Source organism: Thalassotalea sp. PP2-459, from assembly GCF_001913705.1.
Taxonomy (GTDB): domain Bacteria; phylum Pseudomonadota; class Gammaproteobacteria; order Enterobacterales; family Alteromonadaceae; genus Thalassotalea_C; species Thalassotalea_C hakodatensis.
Map to the genome: position 1 here is coordinate 1 of NZ_MKQD01000069.1, position 12,691 is coordinate 12,691.

The 12,691-nt window shown below is 33.0% G+C and carries 12 protein-coding genes; 4 read left to right on the top strand and 8 right to left on the bottom strand.

Going from position 1 to position 12,691, the window contains the following annotated elements:
* Positions 1–101: 101 nt before the first annotated feature.
* From BI291_RS15850 to BI291_RS15870, 5 genes are all read right to left on the bottom strand, one after another.
* A complete protein-coding gene (locus tag BI291_RS15850) occupies positions 102–1,574 on the bottom strand; it encodes a serine hydrolase domain-containing protein (RefSeq protein ID WP_083602131.1) in 1,473 nt (490 codons plus the stop codon).
* A 237-nt stretch (positions 1,575–1,811) separates the two neighbouring features.
* Positions 1,812–2,681: a LysR family transcriptional regulator gene (locus BI291_RS15855; RefSeq protein WP_074499901.1), complete on the bottom strand. Its 870-nt coding sequence runs from the start codon at positions 2,679–2,681 to the stop codon at positions 1,812–1,814.
* Between the two features lie 355 nt (positions 2,682–3,036).
* Positions 3,037–3,663: a nitroreductase family protein gene (locus BI291_RS15860; protein WP_074499904.1), complete on the bottom strand. Its 627-nt coding sequence runs from the start codon at positions 3,661–3,663 to the stop codon at positions 3,037–3,039.
* Positions 3,664–3,673: 10 nt separating this feature from the next.
* A complete protein-coding gene (locus BI291_RS15865; protein ID WP_254849601.1) occupies positions 3,674–4,675 on the bottom strand; it encodes a cyclase family protein in 1,002 nt (333 codons plus the stop codon).
* A gap of 4 nt (positions 4,676–4,679) precedes the next feature.
* Entirely contained in the window at positions 4,680–5,315 is a 636-nt protein-coding gene (locus BI291_RS15870) for a DsbA family protein (protein ID WP_074499907.1), read from the bottom strand.
* Positions 5,316–5,947: 632 nt separating this feature from the next.
* Here BI291_RS15870 and BI291_RS15875 point away from each other — a divergent pair.
* The 3 genes from BI291_RS15875 (at position 5,948) to BI291_RS15885 (ending at position 9,400) form a co-directional block, all read left to right on the top strand.
* The gene (locus BI291_RS15875; RefSeq protein ID WP_074499910.1) at positions 5,948–7,588 is read left to right on the top strand and encodes a bifunctional diguanylate cyclase/phosphodiesterase; all 1,641 of its coding nucleotides are present in this window, start codon (positions 5,948–5,950) and stop codon (positions 7,586–7,588) included.
* Positions 7,589–7,828: 240 nt separating this feature from the next.
* Positions 7,829–8,209: an antibiotic biosynthesis monooxygenase gene (locus tag BI291_RS15880; RefSeq protein ID WP_254849602.1), complete on the top strand. Its 381-nt coding sequence runs from the start codon at positions 7,829–7,831 to the stop codon at positions 8,207–8,209.
* A gap of 144 nt (positions 8,210–8,353) precedes the next feature.
* Positions 8,354–9,400, top strand: coding sequence for a S9 family peptidase (locus tag BI291_RS15885; RefSeq protein WP_175573146.1), 1,047 nt, complete (start codon positions 8,354–8,356; stop codon positions 9,398–9,400).
* 445 nt (positions 9,401–9,845) lie between these two features.
* Here the strand turns inward: BI291_RS15885 and BI291_RS15890 are convergent, their stop codons facing one another.
* From BI291_RS15890 to BI291_RS15900, 3 genes are read right to left on the bottom strand one after another with little or no spacing between them, the layout of a single operon-like run.
* Positions 9,846–10,142, bottom strand: coding sequence for a hypothetical protein (locus tag BI291_RS15890; RefSeq protein WP_074499913.1), 297 nt, complete (start codon positions 10,140–10,142; stop codon positions 9,846–9,848).
* 45 nt (positions 10,143–10,187) lie between these two features.
* The gene (locus tag BI291_RS15895) at positions 10,188–10,709 is read right to left on the bottom strand and encodes an RNA polymerase sigma factor (RefSeq protein WP_083602134.1); all 522 of its coding nucleotides are present in this window, start codon (positions 10,707–10,709) and stop codon (positions 10,188–10,190) included.
* Between the two features lie 15 nt (positions 10,710–10,724).
* Complete coding sequence (locus BI291_RS15900) at positions 10,725–11,075, bottom strand: DUF6249 domain-containing protein (RefSeq protein ID WP_074499916.1); 351 nt, start codon at positions 11,073–11,075, stop codon at positions 10,725–10,727.
* Positions 11,076–11,321: 246 nt separating this feature from the next.
* Between BI291_RS15900 and BI291_RS15905 the strand changes: the two genes are divergently transcribed.
* Complete coding sequence (locus tag BI291_RS15905) at positions 11,322–12,395, top strand: serine hydrolase (protein WP_074499919.1); 1,074 nt, start codon at positions 11,322–11,324, stop codon at positions 12,393–12,395.
* The last annotated feature ends 296 nt before the right edge of the window (positions 12,396–12,691 follow it).

The following is a 12,691-nucleotide window of genomic DNA, read 5'->3' on the forward strand; positions in this document are numbered from 1 at the left end:
TTCTGTATAGCGTGATTTTTTCATAGTCGTCTCCTGCATTAATCATTACAGAAAACTCTAATTATGTCTGTCTCAGTTTAAGGGAAGTGGACAAGTGCTACTTATATAAGCTTTAGTTTCTTTTTTCTATCTTCATAATCTATATACTTTGGAAATAAACTTTCCATCCTATCTAATAGATTAGATGCTTTTTCTAGTTCACCAGATATCGAGTATGCTTCAGCTAGGCTGTCGAAAGTGTTAGGGGTATCTGAATATTTATCGTTATTAAATTTGAATACGACAATGGCTTCTTGTACTTTTTTTAGTTTTAGCATTTCATACCCTAAACGATTAATCATTTTTTTATCTGTTAAGTAATCATTGTTATCGGGTTTTATGGCATTATTTATAATTGATTTAGCTTTAGTTAAATTTGAGTTAATCAATATTGGGTACAATACTTTACTTAGGCTCTGTTTTACTGGAGACGTTTCTTTGCCTTCAAGTAGATCATTTAGCGAACTATGTATATCATCGATAGCATCGTGAGAGTTATTGTTTGTTAATATAACAATTGTTTGCTGTGCATCTGGGTAAATAGCAAACCCAGTTGTAAAACCACGCCAATCACCAGAATGCTTTATTGCTTTTTTTCCACTTTTAGAAGGTTTCAGCCCCCAGCCAAAGCCATACTCTTTTAATTGATTATTTCCATATTCTGTTGAACTTAAAGCTTTTTCCCAACTATCTTTAGAAAATAACTCCTGACTTAATAGTGCTTGGGACCAGGTAAATAAATCTTTTGCTGTAGAGTAAATTCCCCCACTTCCCACCAAAAAATAAAAAGGAATTTGATCAAATGGTCGAGTTGAACCATCAAATTTTTCAATATATCCGTAACTTCTATTTAAATTAAATTTATTGTCATTATTTACTTGATATACAGATGTATCGTCCATTCCTAAAGGTTTAAAAAACTCTAGTTTCATGAATTGACTGTATGGCAACCCACTTACTCTTTCAATGATACTTGCCAATAAATAATACCCAGTATTGCTATATTTCCAGTTTTCTCCTGGTTCAAAATACTTTGGTAAGTTTTTAGTGGCAAGTACGGAAATCATTCTCTGATTTGTAATAGGGTATTTAACCTGGTCTTTGCGGTATTGTTTTGTAAAATACTTCATTGTTTCAGGAATACCGGAAGTATGATTCATTAAATTCTTTATAGTAATAGAAGGGTAATTAATTTCAGGTATGTACTTCTCAAGTAAATCATCAAAGTCAAGTTTGCCTTGATCTTTAAGTCGCATTATACCAGCAGCAGTAAATTGCTTAGAAACTGAACCAATATCAAATTTATGCTGAGTTGTTAGCGGCTTGTTGTGTGTAGTTCCATCTTTACCGTAAGCTTTATTTAGTATCACCTTACCTTCGTTTGCAACCAAGAATACTCCATTACAAACATTTATTTTCTCACAGTGTGATAAATAAGCATCGATGTTGTCTCGTTGTTCATTGGCATATAAATGCACACTAATAAAGAATATAGCGATAAAATATATAAAAGATTTACATTTGATTATGGGCATTATCAGTTACTCATATTGTTGTCTAAAATTAAATATTAAATAACAATTTATTTTTGTCATACCGTCAAATGATAAACGGCACTTAAATAAGGACAAACATATAAAAATAAGTGATGTATTCACAATACCAGTTGTGAATAAAGACATTATACTGATATCACTGCATAGTTTGATGCCTAAGCCAGCTGTTTATTAGTCATTTTTAAGTTGAATACAGAACACTTTACAGACACCTTATTATTCAAAGCTACTTTTAAACGTTTCTAAAACCTTTATTGTGACTAAATCATCGATAATATTCTCACGTACTGCAAGTTGTAAAGCGACTGTGCGCATTTGACCATGTTGCAAGGAAAGAATAGAAACTTCATTATTTTCTTGATTTAAAACCCATTCAGGTAGCCATGCGTAACCTAGATTACCTTTGACGTAATTAAGCGCTTCGTTAACCGACGAGACAGTTAATCTGTTTGAACTCCCTAACCAACCTGAGTTGGTATTATTTCTCAAACCAGCATCTCGAATGACGATTTGTCTATGATTTTCAAGCATGCTTAAAGTTAGATGGTTAGATTGTGATAAGTCGTGATCTGAATGAGCTGATGCATAAAGGTCAACTGTTGAAACGAGAACTGTTGTGTATCCTTTGGGAATCTTACTAGCAATACCTATGTCCACAGTACCGTCTTCTAGTAACTCTCCACACCTAGACAATGTCGTTTCATATAGTTGAATGTTTAAATTTGGAAAATTATCAAGCACAACATTTAAAACTTTTGATAAAGTGTCACGTGGAAATAGCGTATCGACAGCAATATGTAATGAAGAGTGTATTGCAAATTTTTGTGAAATAGCATCGTGCTCTAATGCGTTTGCATGACTAGTCAACCTCCTAGCTTGAGATAATAAGCTTTGACCATAAGCAGTGAGAACAGCCTTTCTTCCCACAATATCAAAAAGGGGTTTTCCAAGAGTTTGTTCTAATTTTTTTATACTATGACTTACGGTTGATTGTGTTTTAAACAAAGCATCTCCTGCTTGCGAAAAACCACCAGAATCAACAACAGCTATAAACATTCGCCATTGTTCTAAAGATATCTTTTGCATACAAAAAAACCTTAATATTTTTTATATAATCAATGTTCAAAACTTTAGTTATCCAGTCGTTGATGAATACTTTATCTTAACTTTGAAACTTGTAATGTTGTCTATTAATATCTAAGGTTTTGAGCTTACTTTAGAATATATAACACCTAAATGGTGGAGTTATTTTCATCCTATACTCCATAAGAGCGATTACTTTTAAAGTACTTAACTAGTCACTGATAGTAATAAATAAAACTATAGCAACTTTCATTTAATCATCATCTAAAATCATCAGTATTAGTTTTATTGTTAACCTAATTACTTTGTTTCATGGGTGAATAATTGGAACCAGTTTAAATCACCATAGCTAACCTTATTATAGAACTAAACTAAATTCTTTAGAGGGTATTCGCACTTTATTCATCAATGCTGTTGAGTCGCTTGTGTCGCGTTTACCTAAAGCACATATAACTGTACTTTTAAGGTGATATTGTTCTAAATTTAACACATCATCAAATCCCTGTTTATCAAATCCAGCCATAGGACAAGCGTCAACTTCATTAAGTGCAGCAGCAGTAAGTAAGTTTCTTAATGCAAAATAGACTTGATTCTCCGCCCAATGTTGTATCTGAGTTTCAGACAAGCTTAACATAATACCTTTTACTACATCGGTGTAACCTGAAAGAGAGCTCGCTGTTAAGTTACGTTGTCTCTCAGCCATTTTAAAATGATTAACAATAAATTCAGTATCAATTTTAGATTTGGTGGCGAGTACAAATAAATGAGAACAATCACGGACTTTTTCTTGTCCCATCGAATGAGAGACTAAATCATTTCGAACGTCTCTAGATTCAACTATAACCAAGCGATAAGGTTGCAACCCATAAGCTGAAGGGCTTAACCTGGTTGCTTCTATTAACTCTTGAATAATTTTTTTATTTAGCTTTTCGTCTGTGAAATTACGAACAGCGTAACGCCAATTAAGTGCAGATAGAATACTCATATTTCAGCCTTTATTTGGTCAAGAGAGGAAATGCAATTGGTCTTAAAGGTGATGCGTCGGCCCCCCTAAGCTTTAGAGGTGAAGCAATAAAAGCAAATTCATACGTTTCATTCTGAGATAAAGATTCCAAATCTAAAAGTTCAATAATAGGAACTCCCATTTGAGTTAATAAGTATGTGTGAACAGGAACATAATTACCTGATATTTCAGAAGGAAATGCCTCAAAGCTTAAGTTGTCTGCTCCCACAATCATGGCTTCTGATTCACTCGCTAGATACATGGCAGCAGACATTCCTAATCCAGGAGAATTTTTCATGTAATTCTGAGCATTGTTAAAATTTTTCATTCGCCCTGTTCTTATCAGCACAACATCTCCAGCTTGTATTGTTATCTTTTGTTTTTTTAGTGCTTCTTTAATATCCTCGGCCGTAACTCTGTAGTTGTCAGCTAGCATTGAAACGTTCTTTGATTTTGGTAAATCAATCATCACACCTCGTGCTACAATAGGAGGAATTGTTTCAGCCCCACTACGTTGCCAACCTTTATCTCCAAGATATTCATCGGCAGAGAAGTGGTTGTAAATTTTGCCGTCTAATCCAAAATGACTAAATGCATCAATGTGTGTACCTGTGTGTGTGTACATAGAAATTGCACTACCAGAGTAACTGACATGATGATTTATTTCTTTACCTTGGTTAAGAACATTATCGTTAATTGCTCCTCTAGGTGTATGAGTCATCCAAAACTGATAATGAGGGTCTCCAGCTGCTTGCCAGCTAGGCATACCTACATAATATTCAACAGCTAAATCAAACATTATACTTGTATCTACTTTAGCCATAACGGTAGCCTGAGAAAGGGGGGTCATCATATTTAATCTTCCAATTTCATCATTTTCCCCCCATGGACTTGTGCCTACGGTTTGTTTTGGAAAGTAGTCTGTAGCATTTGCTGTTGATAAAAGTAGGAAAAATATAACTGTTAAGTTTATTACCATGAGTTGATGTTTCATAATTTTACTCTTTATAATTATCTAGGTTTTTAATCACTAACGCTTCTAATTGCTCTTGGCTGAGTACTTCTGAAACAACGCTTTTTCCGTTTATAATGATGCTGGGAATACTCTTTATAAAAAACTGAGATGCGCGTTCATTATCGAACTCAACCAGTCGATCTATTTTTTTTAACTTTACCGTAGAAGCTATCTCTTCTTGCGGTAGGTTGATGTTGTCTACAATAGCGTTCAGTATGCTAGCATTGGCTATGTTTTTGTTATGGTAAAGGTGTGCTGTTTGAACAGCATCGAAAAAATCCCAGTGAGCGTTTTGTCCAAAAATACTTTCAATAGCTTTGGCGTATTTTGCTGCAAGATATCCACTAGGATAATCAAATTTAGCTTGGCGCATGCCTTCTATATTAAAACCATTAGGATTGTCTGCATACTTTTTACAACTTTGCCAGTGCCCCAATATTTCGTGCTTGGCGTTAGACATTGAACCAAACCTTTTGATCATCTCACTTTCATTTCTTTGTAATACAAAAGCGCGATGTTTAATTTTTACAGGGAAGTTTTCAACGATCCGTCGAAGCCTTGGGGAAAGTACATAACACCATCCACATACGGCATCATGAAAAAATTCTATTTGAAGCATTTCGATCTCTTAGTTAGCTAGGGTTAAACTATGTTATCTAGATAGAATTCAAATAAAAAATGGCTTATTTAAGGTTTACCTATTAATTAAATTCATGTCTAAACGAGATATTTGTGTTTTCTGTGAACCCTTTACCTACAGGTTGTGATTCTTCTTAAAATGTAACCTTTTATTGATAATAAAAAAATTCATTCAATAAGGTTACGTTATCTAAATTTTTAATGAGTCAATAAAGAATTTAATTCATTATTATCATCGATTTTTTTCATGTGATGTTCGTGTTCTCTTACTATAAGTTGTGATTGTTGTCGATTTGGCATTTGCCTTTATCGCTTAATATTCATTTGTTGAATTGGAGAGAAGATCAGTCATAGGCTTTATCGTATTGATAAGTGAAAGTAGTCATTTTTTGAAGATATGAATGTCTAGCTTTAATTCTTGAATGAATTATCGAAATAAACAGACGTGTCTTGTTGGAGAATAACTAAAATAAAATAACTACCTATATAAAGTCATTGAAAACAAAAAATGTATCAGTGTCAGTTGTACATAACATTACCGCGTAATTATGTTATTTGAAATTTGAAACCAGATATGTTCATGGGCCTTTTGAAGAGATAACGTATCAAAAAATGCAAAATATACAGAAGTACTTAGATTTTAAATTAATAATAGCGTTTGGTGCTAATTTAGATGAATTAATCGGTAAGAATAAACCCATTTTTATATCTGAATCATTTACGTTTAAATATCAGCCTAGTATTGATAAGTCTTTGTTAACAGAACCTGTTAGTAATAATAAATTATGTATAGAGTTACCTTGCTTGAACGAAGGTAACTCAGAGCTTTTACAAGAACTGTTAGATATTGAAGTTGTCATAGATAAAAAGGCGGGTTTCATTGATACCTCACGAAATATTACAGAGAGAAACGACTTAGATTATCGTATCAAAAAACTAGCTTTTTATGATCCTCTTACAGGGGTCTATAATCGAAAAGCTTTTGAAATAAAATTAATTGAATGTCTATCTTCTTTAAGAACTGGGCAAGGGTGCTTCTCAATTTTATTAGTGGATATAGATAAGTTCTCTCAAGTAAATCTAATATATGGCGAAAAAATTGGCGATTTGGTACTAAAAGCTTTTGTGTTACGTTTGTCTCAAAGTATTCCGCAATGGGGCAGCATATATAGACACAATGCAGACAGTTTTTTTGTTATTCTGAATGATAAAAACGCTGATAGTCAAAGTGAAATATCTTATAAAAAATTAGTGCTAGTTGCAGAGAAAATTATTCATGCACTTAGTTCCCCGCTGAGTATAGACAATAAAGACATATATATTGCAGCTTCTATCAGTATTTTAAAAAGTAAAAAAATTAATATTTCTTATAATGATGTAAAGCCATTACTTGAGACTGCATTACGAAGGGCTAAATCTAATGGTGGTGGGGAATTTGCCCTAGCTAGCGAGACAGAAATTTATTACTTAAAACGTCAATCTGAAATCGCTATGGCAATGCAAAATAAAAATTTTACAAATGAATTGTCATTGGTTATTCAGCCTCAATACAGTATTGATGGTTCACTAGTTGGGGCAGAGGTGTTAGTCAGGTGGTATTCTCCTATTCTTGGGGTTGTTACTCCAGCTGAGTTTATACCCTTAGCAGAAAACAATGGAAAAATTATTTTAATTGGTGAATGGGTAATAGATTCAGTATGTCAATTACTTAAAAGGTATAAGAAAAATTGTGCATGCATTCCATCTTTATCACTTAATATAAGTGCTAAGCAGATTGAACAGCCAAATTTTAGTGACACATTACTATCTACTTTAGCGCATTATGATGTTTCACCTTCACATATCCAATTAGAAATAACAGAACATACTCTCATAACTGATTTTGATCTGATTGTATCTAAAATGAATTATTTGCAAGGACTTGGTGTTCGGTTCTCTTTAGATGATTTTGGTACTGGTTATTCAAGTTTGAGTTACCTACAAAACTTACCTATAACAGAACTTAAAATAGATAAATCATTTATCGATGAGATAGTTGATGAGTTTTTTGAAGTATGTATTGTCGATTCCATTATCTTAATGGCAAAAAATTTGAATTTAAAAATTGTTGCTGAAGGTGTTGAAACCAAAAAACAATTTAATTATCTCAGTGCTCGAAACTGTGATATCTACCAAGGGTATTTATTTTCTAAACCACTTTGTATCGATAAGTGGTTAGCTTTGTTAAATCAACAATCAAGTTTTGAAGTATAGGAAGGGAGTAATAGCTATTGTAACGAAAGGTAAAGAACCGTTGATTTATCAAGTTGCTGAATATGTAGTTCTTTATCAAATGTCATGTTGCGTGGTAGTTAATTTATATTGAAAGAACTATTAAACGTTGTTAGTAAATAAGCAGTATTTTTTATGGTGAAACTTTAAACAATGCGGCTTAGTTTATTATTTAATTATTGCTTGAATTAAGCTACGAATGATTATATAGGAGGTATTAAGGTGAGCATACAGCAAAAAGTTAATAAAAATAGGTTAATTTCCCCATCATTTGCTGTCATTTTTGAATTTGTAGTAAAAGAAGGGTATGAAGAGCAGTTCATTTCAGCATGGTCTCAAACTACTCAAGGAATTTACTTGTTCAAAGGGAGCCTCGGATCTCGTCTACATCGTAATAAAGATGGTGCTTTAATAGCCTATGCTCAATGGCCTGACGAACAAACTTATCGTAAAGCGGCTAATATTGAAATGTCAGCAGAGTATGAACAACATAGAAAGGTAATGCTAGATAGTCTTAACTTAGAACGTACACGGACGCTCTTTGAAATGGAGGTAGAGTTTGATTATTTACAAAGAAGAAGTTTTGAAATTAATTATGGGTAGGTAAGAAATTTCTTTAAATGGTTAACATAAGATTACATGTTGTAAATGGGAAAGCACGCTATTGCGAGTGCTAAGGTGTTGTTTTAATTACTATATAAGGTTAAGGTTGTGATAAAAAAATACTGTTTAATGATGTTACTATTCATGAGTGCAATTGCTCAAGCGAAGAACGTTAATAGCGAAAGTATTAGTGTTGAGAAAGAGATTTCAATAAAAAATAATAGTCTCATCATCGCGGGAACACTTTTAATACCAGATGAACTAAATAGTGATTCTTTAGTCATCCTTTTGACTGGTAGCGGGCCTCAAGACAGAAACGAGACACTAGATGGTTTCTCTGTTTTTAAAGAAATCTCAGTTAATTTACAATTAGGCGGTGTGGCTAGTTTTCGATTTGATGATAGGGGTGTTGGTAGTAGTACAGGCAATTTTAATGCCTCTACTTTAGATGATCATGTTTCCGATGTAAAAAAGATAATAGAATTCTTTAAACACCATAATGACTATAATTTTAAAAAATTTATTCTTCTAGGCCACAGTCAAGGGGGAATTGTTGCTGCGAAAACTGCAGTGAACAATAATGATATTCAGAAAATTGTTTTAATGGGAGCTCCCTCTGTACCATTAGTTGATATTGTTCTTTATCAAATTCGTCAAGAATACATGGCTAAAGAAGTAGCTGTATCCGCTGTTGAAGCTCTAGTGTCTGCTCATAATGAGTTAATGTGGTCAATTAGTATGAATAAAAAAGTGGCTCTTAAAACAAAAAAATTTAATGAAGCAACAAAACAAATTTTAAAGTTGACTAATAAGAATATAACTTCAGAAGCATTAAATAAACAGGTAAATGACTCTTATAAAGAGTATGAAATTATTTATTCTTTACCATCTCTTACGTCATTCTTGTATCACGATTCAGCGACAGACTATGAAAAACTAGATATCCCTGTTTTAGCTTTTTTTGGGGGCAAAGACTACCAAGTATCCATTGAACAGAATAAAGATATTATGGAAAAAGCACTACTGAAATCAGAAACTAACTTTCATTTTGTAACGTTTGATAATGCGAACCATTACTTTCAGAAAGCAGAAACCGGTTTAAGAAATGAATATATAAAGCTAGATAAGGCATTTGTGAACGGTTTTATGAAAGAGCTTATAAGTTGGATTACTCTAAAACAGCACTTTTGATATTCTTTACTTTGTTAAATAGTTTTTAAATTACGTGTAGTAGCTCAGCTCTGACAAGTCCAAACTCATTTAAAATGGTTTTGTGAAACCACTCACAGATACCATTTGTTTGCTGTGACTTGTAGTAGCTCATATCCGATCTTACAGTTTTTATGAATAGGTACACATATCATCTGACAGACTGCTGTGAGCGAGTAGCGGACGTTGACCATTAAACTGTTATCGGCAGCAATTAGCCAATTGCGGACATTAGCTTTGAATTTTGTTTAGTCTCTTCTGTGCTAAAGGCAGAACTCTGCATATCAGTTATTCAAGACTGCTTGGATCCCAAAACTGCCATTTAAATTTTAAAATGCTTAGCTACACCTCAGTAGTGGTTTAACTAATGCATTATATAGTTAAATTAATACTCCTTAACCTATATTCTTTATAAAGCATTCGTTATTTAAAAGCTCTCATTGCTTAACCAAGCAAAGAAACCCAACACTAATAGTGAGAAAAAAGTAACGATATAAGGTGATAATGCTGCAAAATCATTAAAGAAAACGAGTGCATCAGTGATGCTGCCTATCAATGGAATAGCTAAAGAGCATGCTAATAGTATGGCCATAGTAATGACCTTCAGGCGAAACTTATTTGTTGCCTTAATATTGTTAATAATATTATCAACAAATTGCTGATCTACTATACGTGTGTGGTATTGTAATAACGAATGTAGAAGTGAGTCATCGTTAGTATTCATGGCGTATCCTTTTATCTTTGCTACAGGCGTTTTATTTTAAAATATTTATTGATGATTAACTTTTTCCGTTAACTTCTGTTTTCCTCGGTTGATATGTGACTTAACCGTACCCAAAGGAAATTTAGTTATCGTCGATATCTCTTGATGACTCATTCCAGCACTAACAGATAAAGTGACACAAGTCCGCTCTGCTATATCTAAACAACTCATTAGGCGCTCTATTATCAAGTCTTTCTCTATGTCTTCAAATTTTGCTTCGAAAATAGATAAATTAAAACCGTCAACTTCGTGTTGGTGATAAATTTTTTGCTTATATTTCAGAAAACAATTGTAGGCAATTTTATGTGCCCAGGTACTGAAAGAAGATTGGCCTAAAAAAGTATCGAGTTTTTGATAAATTTTTAAAAAAGCTTCCTGTGCAATATCATCCGCAGTTGCTTGATCTCCAGCGTTTAATCGGCGAAGAAATTGTCGTATTGCCCCTTGGTGTTTTTTGATAAGCGTAGCAAATGCATTTTGATCACCACTGCTGATAACTCGAGCAATAAGTGTGTTGTCATCCACCATTATCAACTGTTCTTCTTATTCAGCATTTTGGTTTGTTTTCCAACAAAGGAAAAAGGCAACGCCTAACATTAATGGGAAAATACCAATAGCAAGCCCAATACGTATTTCATTAACGATGAATCCTGAAAGAACACAGGCTAACCCAACACTTGCTAAGGCTAAAGCACGACGTAAATCGATAATTTTTTGTGATTTGAATGTTCCGAGCTTTTCCAATAAATCTGGCGAGATACTTTCTCCTTTGTCTAATAACTGGCGTATGGTTAGTTGAATTTCCTTTTTATTCTTCCCACTGTTAATAACATTAACAATTACCATAATAGTTAAACAGATAGCACCTGTAATCGGTATCCATAAATCAGACATTTTTTCCTCACTTTAGTAAATGTAAATTTAATTCGATATCACTTAGATACCACGGCAATAATATTTAGATGCAAAATATTATTTTTTATTTGAGTTTCTGATTATTTCATTATGCCTTTTAAAAACAAACCAAAATCTCATTGATTTTATTGGTTTTTTATCTTTTATAAATATTTTGCATCTAAATTTGTTTTTTTTAGTATCTAAATTGGAGTCATATAAATTTAAATTAAAGAGAACATATTAATGATTTCAAAGTACATTGTAAGAATGACATTGATTGCCACGACAATAATTTGCTTGCAAGGAACTGCGATTGCGAATAAGTATGAATTCACAAAGAAAATAGATCATTTATTGCTTGAAAAATTTCAGCCAAACGACACTGGAGCTGTTTTCTTAGTGGCTAAAGATGGTGTACCTATTTATAGAAAAGCATTCGGTAAAGCTAATATTGAGTTAGATGTTGATATGAAAGCTACCAATGTATTTCAAATAGGTTCAATGACTAAGCAGTTTACAGCACTAAGTATATTGATATTACACGAACAAAAAAAATTAGATGTAAATGATAACGTTGCTAAGTATTTACCTAATTATCCTAATGGTGAAAATATTACTTTGCACCACCTTTTAACTCATACATCTGGTATTAAAGACTTTACTAAAATGAAAACGTTATGGGCTGTTGCAAAAAAAGATCATTCCCCTCAAGAGTTAGTGGATTTTTTCAAAAATGAGTCTGTAGATTTTAATCCCGGAGAAAAATTTAAGTATAACAATTCAGGATATGCACTTTTAGGTTATATCATTGAAATAGTTTCTAAAGAAACCTATGAAAATTTTGTCGAAAAACAAATATTTAAAACGCTTAAAATGAAAGACTCCAGATACGCAAATGACAGAGAAGTAATAAAAAACAGGGCATACGGTTATCATAACAAAGGGCAATACACCAACAGGATAATGGTGAGCCTGAGCATACCCTACTCATCAGGTTCATTAATGTCGACAGCAGATGATTTGCTAATTTGGCAACAAGCTATCGATAAGCATCTATTAGTAAAACAAAGCACTATAGAAATGGCTTTTAGCAAATATAGACTAAAAAATGGCGAGCCAATTTCTTATGGTTATGGTTGGCATTTAAAAGACTTAAACGGTGTGCCAACAAGAGAGCACGGCGGTAGTGTCTTTGGTTTCAAGTCAATGGGGGTTTATATTCCAAGTTTAAACGTTTACGTTGTTGGCTTAACCAACTGTGACTGCAATTCACCTACTCAAATTACCAAAGATATTGCCTCACTCTTTATAGAATAACGAAATGACATTATCTTGGATAATTTAGTGTCTGTAATGTCGGCTCATTTGTCGTTAGATAAGCCAAAATAATGTCGTATCAAAGCTGCCTTTTTAAATTAAGTAGCCAACTTCCGCTTTTGGCACACAAGCGTTTGTCAGACTTGATTGAGTCCTATTATTCAAGTCTGTCAGTTCAAATTACGACTTATACAATTTATATTGTTAACACCAAGCGACTTTGTCGTATCTTAATTACCAAGCAATTCTGTCGTAATTGCTAATTACCAAGGGAAACTGTCGGTCTCTTTTTTACA